At 66.8% G+C, this 26,968-nt stretch carries 20 protein-coding genes and 5 pseudogenes; 13 read left to right on the top strand and 12 right to left on the bottom strand.

Annotated features, from left to right (window positions below; translation table 11 throughout):
• The first annotated feature begins 194 nt into the window (after nt 1–194).
• Nucleotides 195–2,213 carry a DUF6531 domain-containing protein gene (locus ACFWY5_RS46595; protein ID WP_379638711.1) on the top strand — a complete coding sequence of 673 codons (2,019 nt, stop codon included), beginning with the start codon at nt 195–197 and terminating at the stop codon, nt 2,211–2,213.
• Between the two features lie 20 nt (nt 2,214–2,233).
• On the top strand, nt 2,234–7,777 hold the full coding sequence (locus tag ACFWY5_RS46590) for an RHS repeat-associated core domain-containing protein (RefSeq protein WP_379638710.1): 5,544 nt from the start codon (nt 2,234–2,236) through the stop codon (nt 7,775–7,777).
• A gap of 1,048 nt (nt 7,778–8,825) precedes the next feature.
• Here the strand turns inward: ACFWY5_RS46590 and ACFWY5_RS46585 are convergent.
• From ACFWY5_RS46585 to ACFWY5_RS46560, 6 genes and pseudogenes are all read right to left on the bottom strand, one after another.
• A pseudogene (locus tag ACFWY5_RS46585) lies at nt 8,826–9,431 on the bottom strand (transposase family protein).
• Nucleotides 9,432–9,602: 171 nt separating this feature from the next.
• A pseudogene (locus ACFWY5_RS46580) lies at nt 9,603–9,857 on the bottom strand (integrase core domain-containing protein); the annotation flags it as partial.
• A gap of 66 nt (nt 9,858–9,923) precedes the next feature.
• Nucleotides 9,924–10,295, bottom strand: a pseudogene (locus ACFWY5_RS46575) (transposase); the annotation flags it as partial.
• A gap of 121 nt (nt 10,296–10,416) precedes the next feature.
• Nucleotides 10,417–11,427 (bottom strand): annotated as a pseudogene (locus ACFWY5_RS46570) (IS256 family transposase); the annotation flags it as partial.
• Nucleotides 11,428–11,450: 23 nt separating this feature from the next.
• Entirely contained in the window at nt 11,451–12,515 is a 1,065-nt protein-coding gene (locus ACFWY5_RS46565) for an IS110 family transposase (RefSeq protein ID WP_379638709.1), read from the bottom strand.
• A 247-nt stretch (nt 12,516–12,762) separates the two neighbouring features.
• A pseudogene (locus ACFWY5_RS46560) lies at nt 12,763–12,891 on the bottom strand (IS5/IS1182 family transposase); the annotation flags it as partial.
• 292 nt (nt 12,892–13,183) lie between these two features.
• Here ACFWY5_RS46560 and ACFWY5_RS46555 point away from each other — a divergent pair.
• On the top strand, nt 13,184–13,810 hold the full coding sequence (locus tag ACFWY5_RS46555; RefSeq protein ID WP_379626522.1) for a hypothetical protein: 627 nt from the start codon (nt 13,184–13,186) through the stop codon (nt 13,808–13,810).
• Nucleotides 13,811–13,904: 94 nt separating this feature from the next.
• Here the strand turns inward: ACFWY5_RS46555 and ACFWY5_RS46550 are convergent, their stop codons facing one another.
• The 3 genes from ACFWY5_RS46550 to ACFWY5_RS46540 form a co-directional block, all read right to left on the bottom strand.
• Nucleotides 13,905–14,081 (bottom strand): hypothetical protein, encoded by a 177-nt coding sequence (locus tag ACFWY5_RS46550; protein WP_379626524.1) that lies wholly within the window; start codon nt 14,079–14,081, stop codon nt 13,905–13,907.
• A gap of 158 nt (nt 14,082–14,239) precedes the next feature.
• Nucleotides 14,240–15,385 carry a helix-turn-helix domain-containing protein gene (locus tag ACFWY5_RS46545; RefSeq protein ID WP_379638708.1) on the bottom strand — a complete coding sequence of 382 codons (1,146 nt, stop codon included), beginning with the start codon at nt 15,383–15,385 and terminating at the stop codon, nt 14,240–14,242.
• A 92-nt stretch (nt 15,386–15,477) separates the two neighbouring features.
• Nucleotides 15,478–15,891, bottom strand: coding sequence for an NUDIX domain-containing protein (locus ACFWY5_RS46540; RefSeq protein WP_379638707.1), 414 nt, complete (start codon nt 15,889–15,891; stop codon nt 15,478–15,480).
• 164 nt (nt 15,892–16,055) lie between these two features.
• On the opposite strand from ACFWY5_RS46540, the gene ACFWY5_RS46535 reads away from it, so the two are divergent.
• The 9 genes from ACFWY5_RS46535 (at nt 16,056) to ACFWY5_RS46495 (ending at nt 23,472) form a co-directional block, all read left to right on the top strand.
• Nucleotides 16,056–16,814, top strand: coding sequence for a TauD/TfdA family dioxygenase (locus ACFWY5_RS46535; RefSeq protein ID WP_379628324.1), 759 nt, complete (start codon nt 16,056–16,058; stop codon nt 16,812–16,814).
• Nucleotides 16,815–16,854: 40 nt separating this feature from the next.
• Complete coding sequence (locus ACFWY5_RS46530; RefSeq protein WP_379638706.1) at nt 16,855–17,634, top strand: SAM-dependent methyltransferase; 780 nt, start codon at nt 16,855–16,857, stop codon at nt 17,632–17,634.
• Between the two features lie 164 nt (nt 17,635–17,798).
• The gene (locus ACFWY5_RS46525; RefSeq protein WP_379638705.1) at nt 17,799–18,119 is read left to right on the top strand and encodes a hypothetical protein; all 321 of its coding nucleotides are present in this window, start codon (nt 17,799–17,801) and stop codon (nt 18,117–18,119) included.
• 391 nt (nt 18,120–18,510) lie between these two features.
• On the top strand, nt 18,511–18,819 hold the full coding sequence (locus ACFWY5_RS46520) for a hypothetical protein (RefSeq protein WP_379627845.1): 309 nt from the start codon (nt 18,511–18,513) through the stop codon (nt 18,817–18,819).
• Between the two features lie 388 nt (nt 18,820–19,207).
• Complete coding sequence (tgmA, locus tag ACFWY5_RS46515) at nt 19,208–19,477, top strand: putative ATP-grasp-modified RiPP (RefSeq protein ID WP_379627843.1); 270 nt, start codon at nt 19,208–19,210, stop codon at nt 19,475–19,477.
• Between the two features lie 2 nt (nt 19,478–19,479).
• Nucleotides 19,480–20,463 carry an ATP-grasp ribosomal peptide maturase gene (gene tgmB, locus ACFWY5_RS46510; protein ID WP_379627841.1) on the top strand — a complete coding sequence of 328 codons (984 nt, stop codon included), beginning with the start codon at nt 19,480–19,482 and terminating at the stop codon, nt 20,461–20,463.
• A complete protein-coding gene (tgmC, locus tag ACFWY5_RS46505) occupies nt 20,460–21,596 on the top strand; it encodes an ATP-grasp peptide maturase system methyltransferase (RefSeq protein ID WP_379627839.1) in 1,137 nt (378 codons plus the stop codon). The genes tgmB and tgmC overlap by 4 nt, the downstream gene beginning before the upstream one ends.
• Nucleotides 21,597–21,638: 42 nt before the next feature.
• Nucleotides 21,639–22,271, top strand: a complete 633-nt coding sequence (locus ACFWY5_RS46500) for a 3'-5' exonuclease (RefSeq protein WP_379638704.1) — start codon at nt 21,639–21,641, stop codon at nt 22,269–22,271.
• Nucleotides 22,272–22,446: 175 nt separating this feature from the next.
• A complete protein-coding gene (locus ACFWY5_RS46495) occupies nt 22,447–23,472 on the top strand; it encodes a CPBP family intramembrane glutamic endopeptidase (RefSeq protein ID WP_379627835.1) in 1,026 nt (341 codons plus the stop codon).
• Nucleotides 23,473–24,081: 609 nt separating this feature from the next.
• Here ACFWY5_RS46495 and ACFWY5_RS46490 read toward each other — a convergent pair.
• Nucleotides 24,082–24,417 carry a hypothetical protein gene (locus ACFWY5_RS46490; protein WP_379627833.1) on the bottom strand — a complete coding sequence of 112 codons (336 nt, stop codon included), beginning with the start codon at nt 24,415–24,417 and terminating at the stop codon, nt 24,082–24,084.
• A 211-nt stretch (nt 24,418–24,628) separates the two neighbouring features.
• Complete coding sequence (locus tag ACFWY5_RS46485; protein ID WP_379627831.1) at nt 24,629–25,018, bottom strand: hypothetical protein; 390 nt, start codon at nt 25,016–25,018, stop codon at nt 24,629–24,631.
• Nucleotides 25,019–25,302: 284 nt separating this feature from the next.
• On the opposite strand from ACFWY5_RS46485, the gene ACFWY5_RS46480 reads away from it, so the two are divergent.
• A complete protein-coding gene (locus tag ACFWY5_RS46480; RefSeq protein ID WP_379627828.1) occupies nt 25,303–26,022 on the top strand; it encodes an ATP-binding protein in 720 nt (239 codons plus the stop codon).
• Nucleotides 26,023–26,128: 106 nt separating this feature from the next.
• Here the strand turns inward: ACFWY5_RS46480 and ACFWY5_RS46475 are convergent, their stop codons facing one another.
• Nucleotides 26,129–26,524, bottom strand: coding sequence for a hypothetical protein (locus tag ACFWY5_RS46475; protein ID WP_379627826.1), 396 nt, complete (start codon nt 26,522–26,524; stop codon nt 26,129–26,131).
• Between the last annotated feature and the right edge of the window lie 444 nt (nt 26,525–26,968).

The following is a 26,968-nucleotide window of genomic DNA, read 5'->3' as shown; positions in this document are numbered from 1 at the left end:
ATGTAACAGTATGTGACTATCTGATACAGAATATAGCTCTTGAGGCGATATAAGGCCGAAGTTAAGATTTGCGTGCTTATGTGATCTTTCTCTGAACCTCCGAGGCGGACGAGTGTGGTTCGTGCTGGGTGGTGAGGAGCCGTGTTCGCGCCCGTGTGTCTGGGGTGCCTCGCTGGTTCGGAGTGTGATGGCGTATGGGTCGCAGCGGTGGGCTGACGCGTTTAGGTCGTGCGAAGGCGTGGTGGGCGGCGTTATTGGTGGCGCTGTTGCCGGGTTTGACGTTCACCACGGCGTTACCCGTCTCGGCCGCCGTGGCTTCGGTGGCGGTCGTGGATGGCCAGGTGGTGCCGGATACGCCGGATCAGCAGCCGGGCTCGCCGCTTCCGCTTCCTTCGCTGGTGGATACCGCCGCGACGACGAGCAGGGAGAAGACGGAGCCGTCGGGGCAGGATCCGCGTAAGCGTAAGGGCGGGTTGCCGGCCGAGGGCCGGCATGTGGAGGAGAATCCGCCGCAGGCGGTTGCGAAGAGTGCTGATGGTGAGGCGCGGCTGGCGGCGGTGTTGTGTTCGTCATATCCGGCCTACAACTCTTCCAGCTCGTATGCGGGCTGGTCGCAGGTTTCGTATCAGCTGGGTATCTGGACGAGCCGGGTGGAGGTGCCCCGGTTCAAGCCGCCGGGTTCGACGTATTACGAGATCACCCCGGAGGGTGCGGGGATCGAGCGGCCGTATTGGAACCGGGAGGGGGATTGCTCGGATGCGCCGCCGCCGGACCCAGTGCGGTATCCGCCGACCTTTGATGATGTGTTCCCGGTCGATGAGATGCTGGTGGATTCGCTGACGCCGTTGCTGGTCGCGCACGCCTACGGCAACAACGGCGGCACCTACATCCGGTACACGTTCGAGGTGTGCGACAACGCCGACATGACCGGTGCGAGTTGTTTTACCTCCGGCCAGCTGGCCGCCGATGTCAACACCTGGCGGATACCTGCGGGCAAGCTGGTGTGGGGCAAGGAGTACTGGTGGACCGTCTCGGCACTGGATGTGGTCTGGTCGAAGACGGCCACGACGCCGACGCTGTCGTTCACCACCGGGGTGCGGCAGCCGGCGATCGGCTCGCAGCTGGCCACCTCGGGGGTGGATGGGCAGGAGTTCCATCAGCTGCCTGGTAACTACACGACGTCGTTCACCGACGCGTCGGTTGCTGCCGCGGGGCCGCCGCTGTCGATCGTGCGCTCCTACAACGCGATGGATCCGCGCCGGGACGGCATGTTCGGGGCGGGCTGGTCGACCCGGTTCGACATGAAGATCCAGCCAGAGTCGGTGGCGGCGGTGCCGACGCTGCTGCTGACCAACCCGGACGGGCGGCAGATCCGCTTCGCCGCCAAGGGCGATGGGTCTTATCAGCCGCCGCCGGGCATGTACGCGACGCTGGTGCAAACGTTCAAGGACGTGTGCACGGCGGGCACGTGTGTGAAGGAGCCGTCCGGGTGGCGGCTGATGGACAAGTCGTCGACCTCCTACCTGTTCGACGCCACCGGCCGCCTGACGACGATCACTGACAATCTGGGCCGGGCCCAGGAGTTCGCCTACAACGGTGATGGCAAGCTGGCGAGCGTGACCAGTCCGGGCGGCCGGTCGCTGAGCTTCACCTGGAACGGCGCGCATGTCGCCACCGTCTCCACCCCGCCGGTGAACGGCCAGCCGCTGACGTGGACCTACACCTACCAGGGTGACCAGCTGAAGCAGGTGTGCTCGCCGGTCGCGGCGCCGAACTGTGTCACCTTCGACTACACCGACGGTTCCCTGTATCGCAGCACCGTGCTCAACTCCGACCCGATCGGCTACTGGCGGCTCGGCGAGCAGACCGGCACCACCGCGGCCGACCTGGGCTGGGGCGCAGGCCCGGCCGCCTACTCCGGCGCCACGCTGAAGCAGCCGGGAGCGCTCGCCGGTACCGGCGACACCGCGGTGACCGTCTCGGGCAGTCAGAAGATCGTGCTTCCCGAGCATGCGCTGGCGCGGGTGGAGGACGCGGCCACGTTCGAGACCTGGTTCAAGACCACCCAGTCCGGTGTGCTGCTCGCTACCGGCGCAGCGTCGGAGGCCGGTTCGGGCCGCGTCTACGTCGGCACTGACGGGAAGCTGCGCGGTCAGTTACGCCGTGCGGGCGCGGGTCCGGGATCGCGCCCATCACCTCGGCCAATGTGGTGAACGACGGGCAGTGGCATCACGTGGCGATCACCCTGTCCGCGGGCGAGCAGCGGCTCTACCTGGACGGCCAGCAGGTCGGCACCCTCGCCGGAGCGATCACGGGCGGCTGGTCCGCCGACGCGGAAGTCGGGTTCGGCCAGGTGGTAGGTGGCCAGTGGCCGGCCACCCCCGGTACGGCCGGGTCGACGACGTCGTTCGGGTTCAGGGGTCAGCTGGACGAGGTCGCGGTCTACGCCAAGCCGCTGACGCCGGAGGACGTGCGCCTGCACTTTGAGGCTCGCGCGGCGGCGCCGTACAAGATGACCAAGATCACGCTGCCGTCCGGGCGGGTATGGGCCGCCAACACCTACGACGCGGCGACCGACCGGCTCAAGACGCACACCGACAACAACGGCGGCACCTGGCAGATCAGCACCGTCGACTATGCCAAGTCGACCGGGTTGTCGAAGGTGACGGTGACCGACCCCAACCAGAACACGATCGTCACCACCTACGACGCCTGGCGCGGCTACCGCGTCGTCTCGCGTGCGGACCAGCTGGGGAAGATCACCAAGTACACCTATGACACCGGCGGCTACCCGCGTGATGTCATCGACCCTAACGGCAACGTGTTCGGCCGCCAGTGGACCGCGCGCGGCAACCTGTGGGGCAAGGGATCGTGCCGGAGCAAGAGCCAGATTTGGTGTGAGTGGGAGTGGTTCGGCTACCACGAGAACGCCGCTAACCCGTTCGACCCGCTGAACGACAAGATGCACTCGCGCCTGGACCAGCGATCCTCCAGTGCGCTCGACAACACCTACGCCACGCACTGGTACTACGACGAGTACGGGCAGGTGAAGAACGAGACCTGGCCCAATGTAGTCGGCGATGCGATGTGGGGCATCTCCTACACCTACACCGACGGCACCGAACCCGCCATCGGCGGCGGTACCACCCCCAAGGGCTTGCTCAAGACCCAGCGTGACCCCAAGGGCGGCGAAACCCGCTACGCATACACCGCCGCTGGCGACGTCGCCGAAGAAACCAATCCGATGGGGCTGAAAACCGCCTACACCCATGACGCCCTCGGACGAGTCACCTCGAACTCGGTGATCTCCACAGCCCACCCGGACGGAGTGAAGACCACCTTCACCTACGACGGTCTCAGCCGTGTGGCCACCCAGACCGGGCCTGGTGTGCGCAACGAGATCAGCAACGCCACCCACACGACACAGGCTAGGCACATCTACGACGCCGACGGTAACAAGCGCACCGAGACGATCGCGGACCTGACCGGCGGTGACCTTGAGCGCACCACCACTTACACCTACGACGCTCAAGGCCGCCGGGAGACAACCACTGATCCGCAGGGCGGCATCGTGCGCACCATATGGAACAGCCTGGGCCAGCTCACTCGAACAACCGACGCTCGCGGAACTGTCGTCGAGAGCGGCTATTCCAAGCGCGGAGAGTTGCTCACGCGCACGCTCAGAGGCTGGACTGGCAGCCCCGTCGCACCGCAGCCCGCCAAGGACGTGGTGTTGGAATCGTACTCCTATGATCCTGCGGGGCGCCTGGCCTCCAAGGCTGACGCAATGGGCCGCAAGACGTCCTACACCTACTTCGACGACAACCTGCCCTCCCAGCTCATCGCCGATGACGTCAAACTCAACGGCTCCACCACGCCACGCGACATCGTCCTGGAGTCCCGCACTTATGATTTGGCCGCCAATCTGACCAAGAAGGTCACCGGTGGCGGCAAGGTAACCTCCGAACAGACCGTGGACGCGGCCAATCGCGTCACCTCCACCACGTTCGATCCGGCCGAACTGCAGCGCAAGACCACCTTCGACTACGACCTGGCCAACAACCCCATCAAGGTCACCCGAACGGGAGCCGGCCAGCCTCGAACTGAGATCACCGAGTACACCTACAACCCGATCAACCAGCCGACGCGGGAGGCCGTCAAGAACGGCGATCACGATCTGGTTGCCACGGTGACCTACGACGAGCGCGGTTTGGTCAGCGCCGTCACTGACCCTCGGGGGAACGTGGCCGGTGCGACAGCGGCGGACTTCACCTCCACGATGCGCTACGACGTGCTGGGGCGTCTGGTCGAGGCGGTGGGGCCGCAGGTGGCGGTCGACAAGGCTGGATCTAGCACCTCGGCGAAGCCGACCGCCCGGATTGGTTACAACGCTGTGGGAGCCGAAACGCACAAGACCGATGCAGAAGGCCGGACACTCACTTCGGTCTTCGATAAGGCTGGCCGACTGACCGGCCAGATCGCACCGTCCTACATTCCACCTGGCGGGACGGTGGTGACGCCCACTACCGCACACACGTATGACGCGGCTGGCCAGCTGACCTCGACCACCGATCCGCGCGGGAATGTCCGCTCTTTCGAGTACGACCAACTCGGCCGTCAGGTGCGCATCACCGACCCGGCGCCTGCAGGGCAGATCGCTGGTAGGAGCGTCATCGAGTACGACCTGGTAGGAGAGAAGCTGGCCACGGTCGACCCGACAGGGGCGCGGACCGAGGCCACCTACGATGACCTAGGCCGGGCAATCACCGCGACGCAGGTGGAACGCACCCCCACCGCCGTCGCCTACACCACGAAGCAGGAATACAACGACGCTGGCGCGCTGACCAAGAAGATCGCCCCTGGAAACCGCACCACCACCCGCACCGTGAACGCGGCGGGCGAAGTCACTGCGCAGACCGACCCGGCCGCCAACAAGGTGGTGATGGGCTACGACCTGGCCGGTCGCCTGATCAAGACTACCGACCCGGAAGGCAACGCCACCCTCACCGACTACGATCTGGCTGGTCGCCAGGTCGGCGCTCAGGATCTCAATGCCAGCGGCGCAGTAGTGCGCAGTTCCAGCACCACCTACGACCCAGCCGGTAACCCGATCAGCGCCACCTCACCCGAAGGCCGCATCACCAGGCAAACCTACGACGCGCTCAACCGAGTCACCTCGTTGATTGAGCCGCTCTCCGTGACCGAGTCGATCACCACGTCATTCGGCTACGACGCCACCGGCGCGCGCACTCGGCAGACCGATGGCCGCGGAAATGCCACCTGGACCACTTACAACAGCCTCGGCCTTGCCGAATCGGTCAGCGAGCCCTCGACGACCGCGCACCCGAACCTGGCAGAGCGCAGCTGGACCAGTATCTACGACCAGGCCGGAAACCCGGTAGCGTCGCTACAGCCAGGCGGGGTGCGTATCAACCGCACCTTCGACCATCTGGGACGCCTCACCGCCGAGACCGGTACGGGCGGCGGCGCAGCCAGTGCCGAGCGCACCTTCGGCTACGATCTCGCTGGCCGCGCTACGGCGATCGGCGACCTGAGCATCGACTACAACGACCGCAACCTGCCTCTTTCGCTGAAAAAGGGCACCGTCCAGCAGGCTAGCTATACCTACAGCGAGCTCGGCACTCCCAGCCAGCGTATCGATGCCGCTGGGACGGCCAGCTTCACCTGGGACAACGTCGGCCGGCTCTCCACGGCGGTCGATCCGGTCACCGGCCGGACGTTAACCTACGGCTACGACAAGGCTAGCCGCCTCACGTCGATGACCGGCAAGACCAGCACCGGCGCCGCCAGCGACAGCCAGACCTATATCTACGACGCCGTCGACCGCCTCGAGTCCCAGACGTTGAAGAACGGCGCGGGCGCCCAGCTGGCGAAGATCACCTACGGGTGGGACAAGGACGACAACCTCACCTCCAAGACCACCGTGGGCACTGCCGGTGCGGGAACCAACACCTACACCTACGACCACGCTGGCCGCCTGACCTCCTGGACCGCCCCCGGCGGAGCCAAGACCGACTACGGATGGGACGCCTCCGGCAACCGCATCAAAGCCGGTACCAAGACCTTCACCTACGACGAACGCAACCGCCTCACCAGCGGCGACGGCACCGACTACACCTACACGGCGCGTGGCACCCTGGCCACCGAAACCAAGGCTGGCACCACCACTCAGTTGACCTTCGATGCATTCGACCGGCTCGTCGCCGACGGCGACAGCCTCTACGGCTACGACGCGCTCAACCGCGTCACCTCCCGCACCCGCGGCACCGCCAAGCATGCCTTCTCCTATTCCGGCCTCGGCAACGACCTGGCCGCCATCGCCGACACCAGCGGCGCCATCCAGGCCAAGTACGGCCGTGACCCCTTCGGCGACCTGCTCGGCCTGCATGAAGGTACCAGCCCGGCCGCTGGCGCCTTCACCGATCTGCACCGCGACCTCGTCGCCACCTTCACCACCACCGCGCTGGCCGCCAGTACCGCCTACGACCCCTTCGGCGCCGTCACAGCACAGACGGGCGCCAAGACCAACCTCGGCTACCAGCGCGCTTACATCGACCCCGACACCGGCAAGACCAACATGCACGCCCGCTGGTACCAACCCGGTACCGGCACCTTCACCAGCCGCGACACCGCCACCCTCAACCCCAACCCCTCCGTCCAAGCCAACCGCTACACCTACGCCAACGCCTCACCCCTCACCGGCATCGACCCCACCGGCCACGCCACCGCGTCCACCGGCCTCCAACACAACGTCGAAGGCATCTCAAGGGACGAACTCTGCCGCACCCCCAGTCAGTTTTATCGATGCGAAGAGATTCTTATGGGCGATAGCGATATCCTCGCCTACACGGGCACCGGTGTGCCGAGCGGCGGAGGTTACGTCTGCAGCGGAAGCATCTGCTCGGAAACGTTCACCGGTCAGCAATGGTGGTCAGGATATATTCAATCTCCTGAATATATTCTTAGCCTGCCTGATTGGGATGAAGGCGAAGCTGCGCGTATAGGAGTAGTTCCCACAGGTCTTGGCAAGGGGCGTCCGGCCCCGAAGGGGTATTGGAAGGCGTCGGCTGCGAAGCGCCAGATGTTTGCCGACGCATACGACCCCAGCAGGAGCCAGAAAGAGCTCGAGAGGCTGTGGAGCAGCATTCTTTCGGGCGGTGCATCAGGAGGCGGTTCGTCCTACGGGCCGGACAATGGATGTGGGGGCTATAAGGACTGCAGCCCTGAACTTGAGTTCCAGGCATGCGCGCGCAAATATGGGGCGAAGCAATGCCAAGAAAAGAATTGGCGGAAGGGGAAATGGTATAGGCATCAACTCATCGTCGGCGTATGGATTACCGAGACTGCCGAGATGCCCGAGAGTATCAAACGCGACCTCCTTGAGTTGCTCTACAGTCAGGGAGGATTTCCGCGAATGGATCATAAACTAAAATACAAGGTTCAGTACCGCGACACTCTCGATATATGGGTGAGAACCGATTATCTTGAGGTATGCGCCAAGTACAGTTCGTCGGGCGCGTGCGCCAAATATGACACACTTACACGCAAGAGGTATATGTATAGAGAGATGCGAGAATATAAGGGGTGGATTGACATATCCTTCAGGTGGGCTTTCACGAACGAACGAAAGAACTATCTCACTCCTGTCATTACGCGGAGATATTGGGGCAACTGGGTACTAGGATATCCCGGTGATGAATACAAAGACGTGAGAGGTGTGTGCACCTGGGAAATGTCCATCAGGGGTGTCTGCTGAAATAGTGCAAATATATGTCGAGGATCCTATATATGGCCAACAATTGTTACGGCATGACTTGATTCATCCCTTCGATACCCCACTGGAAGGCGCATGCCTCGAAAGCGGTTACGCAGAATATTTCTAGCCACATCAATGATAGTCGTCTTTGTTGCACTCGAAATCCTCTTATTCGTTGTCTTTAGCCGACATATTATCGAACCTCTACAAAGAGGGAAGGATGCGGGCGACGTCCCGCTCTATGTGGCGGACCTGGTTAGTGTAATTTGCTATCGATTCGCTACGATGATGACAGTGCTTGGACTGTCAACCTTCGCTTCATATCGGCCGCGCGACATGTTCATGGGCATCATTCCAATATACGGCGAAATATTGGTGGGCCTCATGTGCTGGCGTCTGGCGTTCTATCCTTTCGTTGACTGGCAGCCCAGGCAAGAAGAACTTGCGCGACTGCACACCGATGTTGCCAGGAGCGATAGTGAATCACTCCCGCTGCGTAGGCGAGTGTCACGGGCCAACCGGCGACCCCGGTACTAAATCTGAGTTTGTTATGTTGAGTGAGCTCTTTCGATCCTGGCAGCTCAGATGGAGATGGGTCCGCGTGGAACGGTGGCGGACGAGAGGAAGCTCGCGATAAGACAGCGGTCGACTAAGATGCGATGCCCACACTGGGAATCGTTGCTGTCCTGCCGTGCCTCGATTCTGCAGTACAATCACACTGCGCCTGCCGAAAATTATGTGTAGTTTTCAAACTCGCATGTACGATCTGGGCTGGTGTTTCTTCGGGTTGGTCAGGTGGCGCGATGGTATTCGTTGATAGCTCCGCTGAGCACTCTGCGGTGCTGAATCCGGCCTTCCAGCGGCATCACGCAGTCCTCGTCCTGATCAGGTGGGCGTTGTTGGCGGGACTGGTGCGGGCGGTAGTCTCTCGTTGTCAGGCTTCGCTTCTGGTGCCCCCGACATCGGAGTGGGGGTTGTTCCGGACGGCGCCTACGCATCAAGGCTTGGAGAGGTACTCCGACAAGGGGAAGCGATCATGGAGCCCTTCTCATCCTCGGGTGAGCTCGTAGTTCTGTAGGACGGCGATGGCCTTGCAGAGCTGACCGGCCTTGCGTGGGCAGCAGGGGAGCTTGCGGAGGATGCGCCAGGTCTTGAGCTGTGCATTCGCGCGTTGGCCGGGGCCGCGTAGGCGAGCATGTGCGCGGTTGGCCTGCTTCTGGGAGTCTGGCTTGTTCTTTCCCTTGTATGGTGTGCCGATCGGTCCTTCGGCGCCTTGGTAGCCCTTGTCTGCGAGGACGATTCAGTCGGCCTTGACCCGGTCAGTGTGGACGAGCATGCCGTCCAGCACCAGGTAGTGCAACCCGTCACGAGCAGATTGGCGTAGGGCCTGGTGGTGCTTGGGAGCTCTGGCTCTCAGCTGGGCGAGGGTCTCTTCCACGTACCGCCAGGAGGTGGTCAGCGACACCCTAAACCCCGCGCCCAACTCGGCGAACGTCTCGCCTTTGCGCAGGTAGACCAGCACCAGCAGGGCCTGCTGGCCGGGGTGAGCCGCCGCCACACCGAGCTGATCGCCTTGCGGGTGCCGCCTGATGATCCCCGCGACGTAGTTCAGCGTTGAACGCGACAAATCGATCGCAACACGGTAGAACAGCATCCGAGACCCTGGTGTTGGCGGATGGATTGTGGTGATCAACCCGTCTACCAGGGGCTTCTCTATGTGATCAGACGAACGGCAGAGCCGCGATCATGATGAGACCCGCAGGCTCCGGCGGAGGATGAAAAGGGTTCAAAGGGAGCTTGAATCGCCCCGAGTTTGATGGAGACCTCAGCGGTTGATTGCTACGGGTTCGTTGGAGTGGTGTTGAGCGTAGTAGAGCGCCTCGAACTCCTGCGGCGGTAGGTGCCCGATGGCTGAGTGCAGGCGGGTGGCGTTGAACCAGGCGACCCATTCGGCGGTGGCCAGTTCCACCTCCGACAGGCTGCGCCACGGACCGCGGGGCTTGATCAGCTCGGTCTTGAACAGGCCGATCTGCGATTCCATCAGGGCGTTGTCGAGCGCGTCGCCGACGGTGCCGATGGAGGCGTCTGTCAATGGCCTGTGAGCTCGGCTCAGGCGCATTTTGTGTGGTGGAGTTACTGTCTGTGATTAGTGTGCGTGGAGGATGAGTTTGCGGAGAAGATCTAGGTTTGCCCGGCCGTAGCGACTGCGCTTGAGGGCTTTCACGCGTGTCACGTTGCCCTCAACTGGGCCGGATGAATAGGGCAGCGAGAGACCGTTGGTGACGGCGCTTTGGTCGGCGCGCAGGCTGCGGGCTAGGGAATGCAGGCGGGGTATGGGGCCGGCGTCGACCTGAGCCAGCCAGGGTTTGAGCGCGGTTTGCCCGGTTCGGTTGGCCATCATCTGGGCGAATGTGGTGACGTGCCGGTCAAGGGCGGCCAGTTGTGGGCTGCGTTTCAGGATGGTGGCGAGTCGTTGTTTCTCCTCGTCGGTGAGATGGTCGGGATGGCTGGTGATCCATCGGGTGACCTCGCGGACGGTTGGGTTGAGGACGGGCGAGGTCCGGTGCGGGGCGCCGCTTCGGAAGGGTTCGAAGGTAGGGGAGTGTCAACTTAACGGCTGATCTTGGTTATTGAAGTGTTCAGAGGTTGGCAGGGGTAAGACGGTCTTCGAAGGCGATCTGGAAGGCGTTCAAGGGCGCTTTCCAGCGCATGGTCCATCTCTTGCGGCCCTGCCCTGTGGGATCCAGGCTCATCAGGGCCATGAACACGCACTTCAGGGCGGCGGTCTCGTTCGGGAAGTGGCCGCGGGCTCGGACGGCCTTACGGATGCGGGCGTTGACGCTTTCGATGGCGTTGGTGGAGCAGATCACCTTGCGGATCTCGACGTCGAAGGCCAGGAACGGCACGAACTCGGCCCAGCTGGTCTCCCACAGGCGCACGATCGCTGGGTACTTCTTCCCCCAGGACTCCGAAAACTCATAGAACCGCTCCAGCGCCGCCTCCTCGGTCGCGGCGGTGTAGACGGGCTTGAGCGCACGCGCGATCTTGTCCCAGTCCTGCCGGGCGGCGTAGCGGAACGAGTTGCGCAGCAGGTGGATCACGCAAGTCTGCACGATCGTGCGGGGCCAGAGCGCCTCCACCGTTTGAGGCAGGCCCTTGAGCCCGTCGCAGACCAGCATGAGCACATCGTCGACACCGCGGTTCTTTAGCTCGGTCAGGACCGCCGGCCAGTGCTTGGCGCCCTCACCGCCGTCGCCGGCCCAGATGCCCAAGATGTCGCGGTGCCCCTCGGCGGTGACGGCCATGACGAGGTAGATGGGCCGGTTAGCGACGTGACCGTCCCGGATCTTGACGTTGATCGCGTCCACGAACAGGACCGGGTAGACGCGATCGAGCGGCCGGTTCTGCCATTCGGCCATCCCGTCCATGACCTTGTCGGTGATGGTAGAGATGGTCTGCTTGGACACGTTCGCCCCGTAGACCTCGGCCAGATGCGCGGAGATCTCTCCGTGAGTCAGCCCCTTGGCCGACAGGGACAAGACCATCTCGTCCACGCCGGACAGCCGGCGCTGCCGCTTGCGCACCAGCTGGGGCTCGAAGGTGCCCGCCACATCGCGCGGCACCCGCACCTCCACCGGCCCGACGTCGGTCACCACAGATGCCCCTATGGATGTCAAGCTCGTCGGGGCGCCATGATGATCTTGTGGATTTCGCGGGCGATGTAGCGTTTGAGGCAGCGGATCGCTTCGCGCCTGGTCTTTCCCTCGGCCTGTCGCCGGATGATGTAGCCGCGGGTGCGGGTGCACCAGCGCAGGCGGGCAATGACGATGGCGTAGAGGGCGGAGTTGGCTCGGCGGTCGCCGCCGCGGTTGAGGCGGTGGCGTTGGGTTTTGCCTGAGGACGCCTCGATGGGGCTGACGCCGCAGAGCGCGGCGAAGGAGGCCTCGCTGGCAAGCCGTTCGGGATTGTCGCCTGCGACGATGAGCAGTGCGGCGGCGGTGTCAGGACCGACTCCGTAGCAGTCGAGTAGCTGCGGCCGGTGGCTGTTGATCGCTTCGGTGATCTGCGTGTTCAGCTCGTTGATCTCGTCGGTGAGATGGATGATCCGCTGGGCCAGCGACCGCAGGGTGTGGGCTGCGGCGGCCCTGGCCGTGGTGATCGGGCTCGGGGTGAGGCCGGCGCAGCAGCGGATGAGTTTGGCGTTGCTGAGGCCGGTCAGTTGCTCGCGTAGGACCGGGTCGGCGCGGACCAGGACGGCCTTGAGCTGGTTGATGGCCTGGGCTCGGGACTTGGTCGCTGATTCTTTGGCGGTCTTGAACAGGCGGATCATCTCAACAGGGCCGTCGCTGGTCTTCGCGGTCGCGGTGGCGCGGCCGGAGAGCACGGCGCGGGCTGCGGTCTCGGCGTCGATCGCGTCGGTCTTGCCCCGGCGGCGGCGTTCGGCCTTGTCGGGTTGGTTGACCTCGAGGACCTGGATGCCGGCGGCGTGCAGGTGCCGGGTGAGTGCGGTGCCGTAGGAGCTGGTGCCTTCGACGCCGGCGCGCCGCAGGATACCGAGTCCGCTGGCCCAGGTCAGCAGGTCGTGGTATCCGGCCGTGGTGGTCGGGAAGCTACGGCTGCCGAGGGGCCGGCCGCTGACGGTGATGACGGCTGCGACGTGGGTGTCCTTGTGTGTGTCGACTCCCAGGACCACGCTCTCGTCGTCGTGGTGATGACTGGAGGTGGCGTCGTTGGGCATGCTGGGCATGGTTGGCCTGGCTCCTGATGGCTCGGGACGTGGGCTGGCCGACGCCGGGCCGAGGCGGAGCGGTCAGGACTGTGATGGCGCTCTTGTTCGCAGCAAGGCCCCTATCGGGACATGCCCGTCCGGACCGGCGGCAGCAAGCACCGCCACGGACAGTGGCCGACAGATCAAACGCAAGGCACATGGCCAGTCGTAACGCGGGTCAGACCACCGCCCGAGGCGGCACCCCTTTATCCTCACAGTCGTATCGGGTGGCCACGGCTCGGAAGTTCTTCAGTCGGTTGATCGCCCGTTCGACGACGTTGCGCGCTTTGTACCCTTCGGCGTCGAAGCCGGTGGGCCGTCCCCCGGCCGAGCCGCGCTGGTCACGAGGTTAGAAGACCCGGCGTCGGGCGGGGCTTTGCGCGGGCAGGAACTTTTCCAGGCGATCGCCCCGGTTGGACGCGACCACGCGGGCGACCTTGACGGCCCGCCGCAGGCGGGCAGTGCACGTCCCCAGCGTCGAGTTCCTCGCGGAACGACCACCGCCGCGGGCCCGTCGTTGCTCTGCCGCCGCCCGACTTCCAGTCTCGGGTCCCTGATCAGGGCTCCCGCGTATCTGTCCGCCGCGTTTACACTTGGCTTCCTCTGCGCCGCGTCATGATCCCGCACGGGGGGCTCTTGTGTCCGATGAAATCGCTGAACCGCACTCGCTTCCCCTTCTCCACAGGACCGCGCAACAAGTGGCGCTCGAGTACCGGAAGCGTCACCGGGGGTTCATGCTGGCTCCGTTGATCGGGGCCGCAATCGCCGGGATCAAGGCGACATTGGAATGGGGCTGGCTGGGTACCGTTGGCATGCTTGGCCTCGCTGTGATCACGCTCTCGGTCATCGTGGCTACCCGGAAAATCTCAGCTGTTCGGCTACGTGCCCGCTTTCGCGATCCTTCAGCTTTCGCGGTCGCGTTCTGGCCACTCGATCCCGGCTACTACCGGCGTTTTGGAGCCAAGCAGTGGCGTCAGCGGTCTTACCGGGCACTGCTGGTGATCAGCCGTGTCCAGCTCGCCTTCCTGCCCGACGAAAAGGGCCGCCGCAAGGGGCGGAATGATTTCTCCCTGCCGCTGACAGGCATCCGCAACATCGTCGTGAGCCCCGGCGTCCTCCGCCCAGGCACGATGGCCTTCGTCGGGTTGGACAGTGGTCGCGTGCTTCATTTCCACGTTCTCGACCGTGGCGTGCCGTTCATCGCGGCCCTGCGCGCCGTCGGAGTCGTGGTGCTTGAAGAACATCAGAGCGAAAGCCACGGTTAGGGCGGCGCCTCACGGAGGAGATCCCGGGGCGCCGCACGCTGCCCAGAGGTCTCGTCCGTACGATGCTGAAGGTGCGCCTGCGGTTCGCTCTCGATCAGCGGTAGGGGTGCCGGTAGGCGTCTCGGGCCCGCTCGGCCACTTCGGGCGGCATGACTTCCTCGTCGGCGGCGTTGACCGCCATCAGGATGTGCAGGCGTTGCTCGGGCGTCATCGGTGCCCACTCCTCGTCCGGGAGCCCGCCATGCTCAAACGCGTCGTCGCTCTCATGCACTGATCCAGGGTGCCTGGCCCTGCAGCCCGGTGGAGGCGGGACGCCGATAGGTCCGGATAGGTCGCCTCTTTGCTCGGTTTCTGGCCTGGCGTTGTCGGCTGGTGGACGACCAGCACTCGCGACTTTGCGTGCCCAGGATTGTGCCGAGCGGCGGGCGCTTACCCCGCCGAGGTGAGCTGAAGGCGTTGCAGCGCGGTGATGCCCAGCGCCTCGATCTCCGGAAATCTCCGCCTTGCTGTTCGCAGGGCCCGCTGAATCTGGTGAGGCAGCCGCAGAGCTTCCGCCGTCAGGATCGACTGCCTGAGAGCGGTCGTCGTGGCTGAATCGTCCGCGACCAGGCTGAATGCGTCAGCTACGGTCACCTGTTCAATGGCTCGCCATTGAGGAGCAACCCCGCCGACATCCGGCGCGTCCGCTTCCGCCAGGTGAACGGCTTGCCGCACTCGTCCGGTGGCGAGCAGCCCGCGTAGGTGGACCTCTCGGACGACGAACAAATTGACCAGTGGCGTCTCCTGGGCGGAGTCCATGAAGCGATGAAGGTCCCTGATGGCTGCGTCGAAGCCTGCTGTGTCGCCGAGTTCTGCGAGTGTCCGGGCGAGCGGGATGAGCACAGTCCCGCGTTCGGTTGCGGGCGCGACGTCTGCTGCCTGCTGCAGCCGTACCGCGGCTGCGGTCTTCCTCTTCACCTTGCGTAGCTCGTTGCCGTGGGCGCGAAGCGCCCGGGTGAGGAGGACGGCGTCATCCAGCACGCCAGCGATGTTCAGTGCGCGCCCAGTCCACCGCGCTGCTGCTGCCAGGCTTTCCTCCGGCAGGATGTCGCCGAGGGCCACGCCCAGCACGACGCGCGCCTGCGTGAGAAGGTGCGCAACGTAGCGATCTGAGTGTCCCGCCGTCAGACGGTTCTCCAACCTCCAGACCAGAGGCCACAGTTCGTTGATGGCCTCGGCACTGTGCCCGGCCTCGCGGGCGAGCGCGGACAGGCGGACGGTGGATTCCCCAAATTTGATCATCGCGGCGAAGTCAGCGTCTGCTTGGTCGGTGACGCCGAGCGCGTGCGCAGGCAGGCCCAGATGTTCAGCAAGGCGGCGAAGCGCGTCCACATCCGTGAGCGCGCGCTGGCCGTTCTCCAGCCTGACGATGTACGTCCGGTCGTATTGCAGTTCTTCCGCGAGGTCGGCCTGGGAGGTCCGGGTCGCCTTGCGGTAGGCGCGGAGTATCTCGCCGAGGTGACCCCGCGACAGCGCCGCCTGAGCTTCAGGGGACGTCCAGAGCCACAGCGGCGCGGCGCAGGCCTGGTGCGGCAACCGAGCTCCCGCCACGACGTGGCATGCCGGGCACAGCGGTGAGGCCTTCCATGACTCATCGATAGCTGCCCCACACGCTGTGCAGTGCATGGCTACCTCACAGGTTCCTGAAGCCGCTCGAACCAGTCGAAGATCGACCGCTTGTAGCCTTCGGGCATCGGCAGGTCGGCGATCTCGTCCTTGGCGAACATGCCGACTTCCTTGTGCTCGTGGCTGAGGACTGGGGCGGCGTCGGTGTCGATCGTGGCGCCGTACGTCACGATCAGCACGTCCACGCCCTCGCGGATGTGGTACTGCCAGGAGTCGAGGATCGGGCCGACTCTGGCCTTCCAGCCGGCCTCCTCGCTGATCTCCTGCGCGAGTCTGGCTGGCGGGTCCTCGCCCAGTTCCAGTTTTCCGCCGGGCAATTCCCATTCGTCGCGTTCATTGCGAAGGAGTAGAACGTGCTCATCTCGGACAATTACTCCCTTTACCGACACGGGGAAAGCGTGTGGGCGGTAAGTCATTGACGGGGACCTTTCCGACGCGGAGGCGGCTGTGTTTGGAACCTAACACGCTGCATGACCTCGCGTCGGGCCTCCTGGGGCGGTGTGACAATCTGTCACTTGTCTCCGGTCGAGAACCTCATTCAGGCTGATGCCGAGTTCCTCACCGGAAGGAAAATCCCACAATGGCGAGCCGATCTAAGGGTCTGTCCGCGCATGCAGATCTAGCGACCGTCAATGCTCTTCTGCGGCGTGACGGCCTGGTCATGTTCGAAGGCGTCCATGGGCGGGCTGACGTGGTTCGCCTCGCGCGCCGGCTGGTGGTGCCCTGGCAGCATCGCGATGCCGAACCCGATGGTGTGACGGTCATCAGCGACCGCGGTCCCATGGCGGGGCAGCCGGGCTTCGCTGGTTTCGGCGCGGGGGAGCTCAGCCCTCACACGGAAGCGTCGGCTCTGGCGGTGCCTCCCAGGATGCTCCTCCTGATGTGCGGTTCACCCGCCGCTCGTGGAGGGGAGTCGCTCGTGGTCGATGGCGCTGCTGTTTTCCGTGACCTCTCTTCGGATCCCGACGTGATCGCCAGGTTGCGCCAACCGCGTAGCGTCCAGTTCGCACCCGGCCGTTGGGGGTCGATCTTCGCCAACACCGCAGACGGCAACATGGCCCTGCGTCTGCGCCTTGATGATCTCGCACATTTCACCGAACCGGTCCACGCGGTGTTGCCTACGCTGATCGGAGCCATCCGTCGGCACCAGCGCCTCTTGCCGCTCAAGACCGGCGACGGATTCCTCCTCGACAACCGGCGCATGCTCCATGGCCGGAGATCATTTACCGGCCAGGCGGCGCGAGTGATGTACCGGGTCTTGGGCGACCCCACAGCGGACATCACGCTGCCCACAGGCTTCACGGTCTGCGGTCTCGCCCTCGCCGCCCCGGCCTGCTGAGGTGCCTATGCCATCCGATCACGCAGCCCCTGACGCGCCGATGATCGTCAAGGTAGGTGCCGCCCGCGGGTACAACGAGCTCCTGGGCGGCAAGGACGGTCTCGGGAGCCGTGCGGTACTCGCCGCTCTCAGCGAGCTGCTGCCGAAGCTGTCCGTTGCGGCCAAGGCGAACGCGGCGTTCGTGCACCGCGCGGTGGGGGCGGCGGCCGCCGCAGGCGTCCGCCAGTACCTCGACTTGGGATGTGGTCTTCCGGCCCCGGGCGGCCGTACCGTTCTTGCCAGCGCGCGCGAGCACCAGCCGGATGCCCGGGTCGTCTACGTGGACAACGACCCGTCCGTGATGGCCAACGCGCGAGCGATCTTCGCCGTACCGGGATCCACCTCCTGCGTGGAGGCCGACGCCCGCGACGTGCCGCGGGTCGTGGCGGCGGCCGGCGAATTGCTGGACTTCAACCAGCCGACCGCAATCATCATGGCTGCGCTGATCCATTTCTGGCCCGATGACCAGGACCCGCGCGACATCGTGCGCGAATACCTGGCCGCTTTCGAGTCTGGGTTCCTGATTCTCTCCGTCGCCTGTGACGACCTGCTGTCTGCGGAGGTCAGAGCCAAGGCTCTTGAGCTTTACGCCCAGCTGGCACCGATCTACCCGTTCAGCTCCGCCGCGATCCTCAAGCTCTTGGAAGGGCTCGACATCGAGGAGCCTGGCCTGGTCGAGGCGTCCAAGTGGCGGCCGGATTCCCCGCTGGAGCTCGATGTCGGCGACGCCCAGTTCCTCGCCGCGATGGCAAGGTTCAGCGGCGGCGGGCCCGGCGCGTAGTCCCCGGCCGGGGGAGCAAAGCGGTCCCCTGGGCGGTCACGGCGGGGCCCGAACATCGCGAGCGATGATCTAGTCCGGCCGTCCGGCGGGCCGAGCACGCCCCGATAGGCAAGCTCGGCCCGCCACCCCGAACCCCTGACCCTCAACCTGGAGGAGGCCCCACCATGAGCGCGCCTCAGCTCGTGCAGGGCAGCAGCAGCCTGAGTGACGCGAGAGCCCAGCTTCTGGCAGAGGACGTCGAACGCTGGTGCCGCCGGCGCTGGCTGGTGATGTGGCAGCCGTACAGCCGCGCGTTCGCCGGGTATCCGATGTACGACCACGCCATCGCCGTGCCCGTGGAAGCCAAGAGCGCCCGCAAGCTGTGGCGCCGCATCATCGACGTCGACCAGGCGCTGGCTGAGCAGGCGACGGCCGAGATCGCCGTCCTGCGTCAGCCCGCCGTCGGCTATGTGCCCGCCAGCTTCCTGCGGGAGGTGCTCGGGTGATCAGGCGAGACGCGGCGGGGCAGACGGCCCCGCGGACAGGCGGGAGTGCTACGCCGCGTCTCGGCGCTGGCCAATGCTGTGGCCAGCGCCCCACGGGCTCGCTGTCCGCGACGAGATCATCCACGCTCGCGGACAGCGAGAGCCACTTACGAGCCGCCCGCCGCGTGGGGGTGCGGGCGGCCCGCTCCGGGAAGATCGGCTTTCCCTCGGAACCTGGGTGCAGGTTGTGCTGTGGCGACGACGGCACAGCGCGCGCAGATGCCTGGTCGGCGCCGGTGACCCCCAATCACCGGAGTCCCGGGGGCAGCCGTCATGTCCCGGGCGCGTCAGCCAGCCGAGGCGGCCAGATCCGCGGCCGCCGACCCCGCCAAGGGGCCGGGAAGTGGCTGGGATGAGGAGGCCGCCCCCGCCGCCGCCACCCCAGCCACACAACGGTGCCGACGCTCCCCGCTGGCCCCCGGCGCGCAGCATCAAGTTCGGCCAGCGGAACGGCACCAGCCCGCACACGTGGGAGATCTGGATATGGAACGGCCTCATCCACCAGGAATGCTCCGCCTCGGAGCGCTCGGACATGCGCTACTGCCAGCTCGTCCATCTGCCACGCGGCATGACGCAGGAAGAGTGGCTCGCCAGGCGTATCGCCGAGCTGGAGGCGCTCGGCTGGGTTTTGCGTGGGGAGTGCGAGGTGAAGCTCACGTGACGAAGCATCCGGTGACGGGGGACCGGGCCGAAGCAGGGACGCGAGCCGGCGGGAGCCTGCCACGCACGGCCGGTTCGCGTCCCCCCGACGTTGAGGAGGTGTGGGCCGGGGCGGGTACGCCTGCCATATCGTTCTCGGCTCCCCGGCCTGCGTCGCCTCCCCGATCTCGTGGCCTGGGTGATGACCCGCTCTGCCCAGGCCGCGATCGCACTCCCGGTCCGCCGACGCACCGCGCGTCTGCAAGCGCGCACGGCGGCCCGGTCGAGAGGGGAGGGCGACGGCGCCGCCTCGCCGCCCTCCCCACACCAACCGGCCCGGCCCCTTCTGGTCGACGCCGATGCTGGCATCCACCGTCAGAGAGAGATCAGTCCACCGTGAGGAGACGGACATGACTGTGATCCACGCCCCGGCACCGCGCCCCTGGGGGCTGAGCCGGGCAACGGACCCCGCTACGCAGGAAGACCCCGTATGGGTCTCTACGCGGCTCGACCCGGAAACTCAGCGCACGACCTTCCTTGACAAGGATGGGGCGGCCGTCGACGTCTTCGACGCCACCAAACAGACCGCCCTGACGATCTCCTACTCCAAGCCGCATGATGGCGCCGAGAACGCCCCCGAGCGGGCCGACGACTCCCCCAACGACCCAGGATCTGACTAGCTGTGTCCTCATCCCGCGAGGTGATCATGGTCGTCACCTGCCAGGAGGACGCCACCGCGGACCTCGTCATCGGCGCGCTCAACACCCGAGACGCGATGGTGGCGCGTGTCGATCCTGCCGACATCGGCGAGACGCTGACCTTCGGCGCGCAGATCGGCGCCGGTACGGGCCAATGGACGGGACACCTGCATACGCCCAGCCGCCAGATCGCGCTGGAGGACGTCCGGGCCGTCTACCACCGGCGGCCCGGAACCTGGCGCTTCCATCATCTCGACCCGCAAGCCCGCGCGTTCGCGATGGCAGAGGCGCGCTACGGCCTGAAAGGGCTGCTGGCCAGCCTGTCCGACTGCCTGTACGTCAACCACCCGGCCCGCAACGAGTGGGCCGAGCACAAACCGGCCCAGCTGCAGGCGGCCTGCCGGGTGGGCCTGGACGTGCCCGCCACGTTGATCACCAACGAGCGGGAGGCTACGGTCTGGTTCGGCCGCGACCACGACCCCATGGTGTACAAGTCGCTGCGCGGGGTGCCGTACACCCCTGACGGGCGGGTCGGGGCCATCTGGACCCAGCGGGTCGGGCCAGCAGAGGTGGACGACACCGTCGCGCTCACCGCCCACCTCTTCCAGGCCGAGATCGCCAAGGCCGGCGACGCGCGCGTGACCGTGGTCGGCCCGCACATGTTCGCCAGTGAGATCACCAGCCCGAGCGGGGAACTGGACTGGCGGCGCGGCGACTGGGCGGCCCTGAAACATACGCCCATCCAGGTACCCTCGCCTGTGGCGTCCGCGATGCACGCCTACCTCGACCACTTCGGCCTGGTGTTCGGCTGCTTCGACTTCGCGCTGGAGGAACCCGAGTCCGACACCGGTGAGTGTCGGTGGGTGTTCCTGGAGTGCAACCCCAACGGCCAGTGGGGATGGCTCCCGGACGCCGGTGCCATCGCCGAGGCCATCGCCGACACGCTGCTGAAAGGGCAATCCGCATGATCGATGCATCCCCGCTGCGCAAGAAGCTGGCCGCGTCCATCGCCTCCCCAGGCTGGACGGCGGCGCTCGAAGCCGTGCCGCGTGAGCTGTTCGTCGGCGATGCCCTGTTCCAGTACCAGGACGCTGGCGGTTGGACGCCCGTGAGCCGCTCAGAGATGCCTGAGGAGGAGTGGCTGGCACTGGTCTACACCGACGAGACGTGGGTGACTCAGGTCGACGGGGTCATGGCCCGCGACGCCGCTGGGCCCATGGGCATCCGGCGGCCTACCTCCTCCTCCACCCTGCCCAGCCTGGTCGTGCAGATGCTCGACGTGGCCGGCATCGGCGAAGGCGGTAGCGTGCTGGAGATCGGCACCGGGACCGGCTATTCCACGGCCCTCATGTGCCACCGCCTGGGCGAGCAGGCGGTGACATCCGTCGAGACCGACCCTGAAGTCGCTGGCCGAGCCAGTGCCGCGCTCGAAGCCGCAGGCTTCGCCCCGACGCTTGTCCTGGGGGACGGGCTCGCCGGATACCCGGCGAGAGCACTCTACGACCGGCTCATCGCCACCTGCGCGGTCAGAACCATCCCGCCAGCCTGGCTGACACAAGTGCGGACGGGCGGCACCATCACGGCGCCGATGCTCGGCTGGGCGGAAGGCGCGGCCTTCGCGCACCTGACCGTCACCGACGCTGGTGAGGCACGCGGACGGTTCGTCAACGACGACGTCTACTTCATGCCCGCCCGGCCGCACGCCGCCCCTCCCCGCGGCGACATGTACATAGGCCGGGGAGAGGCCAGGCCAACGGACCTCAACCCGAAGATCGTCAAGGACAGTGCCGCGCTGTTCACGGTGCAACTCGCCATACCCGGCGCCATCCTCGGGTGGCTGGACAGCACGCTGACGCTCCGCGACCCCCGCACCGGCGCGCAGGCCGACATCAGCGACGCCCCGGGCGGAGGCTGGATCGTCCACCAAGACGGCCCCGTACGGCTGTGGGACGCGGTGGAGAAGGTGATCGAGCTCTGGCGCGGGGCAGGCTCCCCGCACCAGTCCGGGTTCGGGCTGACCGCGACACTCGAACGGCAATGGGTGTGGCTGGGCGAGCCAAACGGGCCCTCGTGGACTCTACCGGCGCACCCTCAACCGTAGAGCTGCTCTCGCCACTGACCCGTCGAAGGAGAACCCCGCACCGTGGATCAGCTATGGACGGCCGCACCGCTCGTGGCTCTCGACCTGGAGGGCACCGGCGGCCAGGACCGCGATCGCGAGAAGATCCTGGAGATCGCGGTCGTCCCGCTGGCCGCCGGCCGTCCAGAGATAGGCGGAGTGTGGGAGACGACCGTCAACCCCGGGCGCTCCATCGCGCCCCGGCCGTGGATCTCTCCAGACCTGACCGGCACCATCCTGCTGACGGCGCCGCCCCTCGAAGATGTCACCGACGACATCACCACACGTGTGCACAAGCAGATCCTCATCGGCCACAACATCGGTGTGGACTGGCGGCTCTTGCAGCGCCACCTGCCCGACCTGGAAGCCGTCGCGCTGATCGACACCGCCCGCCTGTACAAGCACCTGCGCCCGGCAGCTGAACGATGGAGCCTCAGCAGGCTGATCACGCAGTACGGCCTGTCTGACCAGGTGCGCGCCCTCGCTCCCAAACGCACCCCGCACCGCGCGCTGTGGGACGCCGTCGCGGCCGCGCTCCTGCTCCCCGCCCTGGTGCAGGACCTGCCCGGCGGCGCCGCCACCACGCTGGCCGAACTGGAGCGCATCGCCGGCCTGCGGCAGCAACCGGCGGCCGGGCAGACAACGCTGGAATTCTGACGCCTGCTTGAGCTCATAGGCCTTGTCCTGGACAACGAGATGCCCCGAGCCCTGCGCCGCCACGAGCTTTCCTCGGCCCGAATAGGGCGCGTACGGCCAACTTTGCCGACGCCGCAGGGCCTGACGGCGGCGGCAAAAGCCACCCTGCCCAAGACCTCACATGATGGAGTGTGCAATGAGACAGATCGACCCGGGCGTAGCGGTCGGCCGATCGGTGTCATTACCGGCGCCGCTGACGGCGGCCGTGGTGATCCTCCTGGCGCTCGCCTATCCCGGCCCAGTGACCACCTGGTGGGCCGCGCTCGGTCCCGATGTGCCCGCGATCAGCGCGGTGCTGACGGCCTACTATCTGGCCCAGGTCATGATCTTAGGAACCTTTCTGGCGGGCTGGTGCCTGCCAGGAAAGCCGATCATGGTCAGGGTCGGCATCGTGGCGGCCAGCGCGATCATCACCGTGTTGGCGGTCACCGTCCCGAACCTGGTCACCTACGGCCTGTACTACATGGCCTCGGCCGGGATGTGCCTCTTCGTGGCCGGCCAGCAACTCGGCCGGGCACCGCTGTGGCCACCGCGCGGACGCGACCTGCCGCTGACGCTCGCGCCTCTCCCACTCATCTTGGCGAGCACCGGCGGGGTCGTCGCGCTCGCGACATGGCTGGGCATCCGGCTCACGGGGCAGACGACGCAATCTGAGGCGGGTGGCCTGGTGGGCGCGGTGGCGCACATCGACACCTACGCCGAGCGGCTGATTCGCTCCCTCTGGACAGGGGCCGGCGAGGAGGTGGCCGCGGTGCTGCTGGTGACCAGCCTGGCCCGCCGCAACGTGCCCGTCGTGTGGGTGTATCTGATCCCCGCGATAGTGCGCGCCAGCTACCACGCACAGTTCTCCTGGGCTGCTGTCGCACTCGTCATTTTGGGCGTCGGCATGGTCTCCCTGTGGCGGCGCTGGGAGCGGCTGCTGCCGCTGGTCGCCGCGCACACGCTGTGGGATGCGCTCGGGCAGCGCTACCCGTGGACCCTCCTGATCCTGGTGGGGGTGGGCCTGTTGATCACCGTCGGCTTCTGCGCCCGACCGGCCGTGCGCTGGCTATGGCGGCGAGCTAAACGCCGCGTGACCGCACCTATCGGCCGACCCGACCGACCTTCAGCCGAGCGCTCCGACCTCGATGCTCCTGCGTCCTCCGGCCAGGTGATGTCATGACGCCTCGGCAGAAGTACGCCCGCATCGCCCACGGAGCCGCAATGCTGTCTTCCGTATGGCTTCCGATCAGGCCCCCGACGAGCCCCGGGTACTGCACCCTCGTGAAGATGCTGGCGCGTGCCACCGTCTCCCTGGCCATGCACCTTATCCATACCCTCCTGATCCATACCCTCCTGTTCTAGCGGACGCAACCGGGCTTGGCGGAGTCGCAACAGCCAGGAGAGCTCGTGCTCCGCCGGGCACACCTATTCTGAGCGAACTCGCCGCATGGCCGAGACCGAGCAGGTCACACGCGATGCCCGACTCCCAGACAGGGCACGCCCGACCTAGCAACCACCCACACGCCGCAGCTGCGGACCCCAGACTCCCAGCCACAGGCTGACCGCCTCCAGGAACAGGCCCGGCCCGGAATCCGTGGCCGTGAGACCGCAAGCGCTGAGCGCCGTCCCACGGCCACCGCCCTGGAGCCCGGCAGGAAGACACGACGTCATGGACCTCCCCCTCCAGGCCCTGACGGCGGTTGAGCGCGCTCGCTGGCCAGCCCGAGACGCCAGTTGACGAAGCTGGCGTCGGGCGGAGTGGCCTTCGCCGGGCGGTCGGCGGGCACTCCTACCTCTGGACTGAGCGAGGCACCTGGCGGTCCACCTCGGTGATCAGGTTTCGCACGTGGGGGGCTCGACGGGCGTAGGGGGCCGGCTCGGAGCGGATCTCGGCGAACAGGGTCTTGCAGCGGACCGAGGTCAGCTCGGGCAGCCGTTGGAGTGCGAGGTGCCCGGTGTGCACGGCCTGGTCAAGGTCGCCGGTGCGGACGTAGGCCAGGCACAGCCAGGCGCCGTGCCGTACGGCAGAACGCTGGTGTACCTCGGAGGCGTCCAGGGCGCGGGCGCGCAGCAGCGTCTCGGCGTCGCGCACGAGCAGGTTCCGGCGGCGGGCGAGCATGACCATGGCGCGCCCGCTGATCGCGTCCAGCTTGGTCGGGGTGAGATACCCAGCCCATGCCTGGTCCTGGTCCTGGTCTTGGTCGGCGTCGTCGATCAGGGCGAGGGCATGGTCTCGGGCGCGTTAGAGGCTGGCAGGTGTACGAACGTCTCCTTGCCTGACTAGGGCGCAGCTGGGGGGCGGGTGAGGTGAGGCTCTGGTGGCGACGGCGGTGATCTCACCCGTCCTCGTGTAGGGCGCGCTGGTCTCGTGCGGGGTAGGTGGCCAGCGTTTCGGCGGTGAGCAGGTGGACCGGCTGGGTGCCGTAGATGCGGGCCAGCAGTCGGAGTGTGGAGATGGAGGGTCGGCGGGCTGCCTGGGGCCAGGTCTCATGCTCGTAGAGGCGGGACTCGCGCAGTCCGGCTCCGGTGGTGCCGGCGAGCCGGTGAAAGGCTTCGATGGTTTGGGCGGCGGTGAGTCCGGCGGCGTAGCGGTGGAGGCGGAGTGGGGTGGCGGGGTGGTCGAGGGCGAGGATGAGGGCGATCTGGTCGTGGGTGAAGCCGTGCTGGCGCAGGTAGCGGCTGCGGCGTCGGCAGTCGAGGAGTGTCTGGTATCCGGTGCCGGACATGGCCTGATGCCCCTTCCGTTGGCGCGTGGGTGCGCGCGGCGGCCCCGTGCGCCGGGGTCGGGGGACGGTAGGCGGACTGCGGCGAGGGGCTCCAGTCTGGGTGTGGGGTGGTCGACGTGCCGGTCGCGGTGGGGGCGACGGGCATGGCGGCGGGTGTTGCCGCAGGCCGGGGCGGTGTCGGCGTCGGGGGTCGGGTTGGGGGTGTGATTCGGGCGTGAAGGTGGGTGATCGTGCTGGCCGCTCCCGGCATCGGGCCGGGACGCGGACCGGAAGGGACACCTGTCATGAACACCCACACGCAGCACACGAGCCAGCCGAGCAACCTCCTCGCCCCGTCGGCTTTCCCCCTCCGGCGGGAGCCGGTCGGCGAGGAGTTCCCGGATCTGGCGCCGGGTCTGATGATGTCCACACTCCGCGCCGTGCGTTTGTGGGGCGGGATGGCGTGGCGGCGGGCTTTCCCCGGACGCGGTGACCAGTCCGCTCTGGCCCGCCGCATGGTGGGCCAGCTGCTGGCGGACACCGGGCGGGTGGAGGATGCGGTGTGGGTGACGGCCGAGTTGGTCAGCAACGCGCTGCGGCACACCTGCTCGGGCCGGGAACGGGGCTTCTTCGTGGTCGAGGTGCTGCTCGGGGCGGCGTCGGTGCGGATCGTGGTCTACGACTTGGGCGGCGGCCCGGTCCCGGACTTCTCACGGGCGCCCGGCGCGCTGCCGGAGGCTGAGGAGGGGCGGGGCCTGGCCGGGGTGGCCAAGCTCGCGGTCCGGACCGGGGCGGCGGGTGATGAGGTGACCGGGCATGCGGTCTGGGCCGAACTGGCCCTGGCCGAGCAAGTGACCGGATCGGCCTCGGACGCCACGGCGGCTGGTGCAACGGCCGAGCGCGATGTGGACGTGCCGGAGACGGGCGGCGTCCGGGAACTACTTGCGGCCGATAGATCTGATGCCAGCAGTCGGCAGGAGGGTGTGCGCCTGGACCCTTGCGCGGCTCTGCGGGAGGCGAGCTGAGGCGGGCGGCGGACCAGGTGTCCGCGTTCGGGCAGGAGCCGTGGGCGCAGGAGGCGCTCGCCGCCTTGCGCAGGGATTGGCCTGACTGGGCGTTTCTGGTGGTGCGTTACTGGTGGCTGGCGTTGCGTGGCAAGCGGGTGGTGATCAGCGCGAGCGGGCCGCGCGAGTTGCGGTACGCTCTGCCGCCCCTCCTGCCGGAGCGGCCCGAGCGGGGTTCGGCCGAGGCGGGTCCGGCGTCCGGCTCGGGTTCGCCTGGCCCGGTTGAGCGTGGCGTGCCCGAGCCGGGCCCGGTGAGGCTGCCGACGCTGGCCGAGCTGCTGCGCGGGGCGCCTGGCGTGAGCTGGACCAGGGCGAACACGCCGCCCTCGACCACGGTGTCCGCGTCCGGCGCGGGCGCGCACGCGGGTGGGGGCGATGGTGGCGGTGCGGGGCTGTGCGGCCCGTTGACGGCCGATGCGCCGCCGCTGGGGGTGATGGCGGCGGAACGGTCGGTGACGGGCACGTGGGCCGTTGGGCGCGTGGTCGGGGTGCGGGTGTCGTGGTGGCAGGCCGGGTGGTGGCCGTGGGGCCGGGGCCGCGACCGGTCGCGACCGGGATCACCAGTGGGGGAAGACGCTGCTTCGGCGAGCCGGGCCGGGCCTGCGGTAGGTGGTCGGCGTCGTCACGGCCGTGCCCGGCCGAGGCCCGTAGCAGCCGCTCGGCCGATCGCGGCCTGAAGTCCGTGAAGGGGGTTGGGGTCGTGTCCCGGTGCGGGGGCCGGGACGGGGCTTGACATCGGGGGCGCAGGTGGGCGTTGATACCGGTCCGTCCGCCCGCCCGTCCGGTGCGGAGGGGGTGCCGGGTGGGCGGGCCCAGGGGTGGGGTGGCCAGCGGGGGGGGGCGAGGGGGAACCACCCCAAAATATACCCAAACCGTGGGGCGGATTGTGGACGCGGGGTGGAAAAAT

Origin of the sequence: Nonomuraea sp. NPDC059007 (genome assembly GCF_042740555.1) — a bacterium.
Classification (GTDB): domain Bacteria; phylum Actinomycetota; class Actinomycetes; order Streptosporangiales; family Streptosporangiaceae; genus Nonomuraea.
The sequence above is the reverse complement of the archived record's forward strand: the minus strand, read 5'-3'. Positions and strand labels throughout refer to the sequence as shown.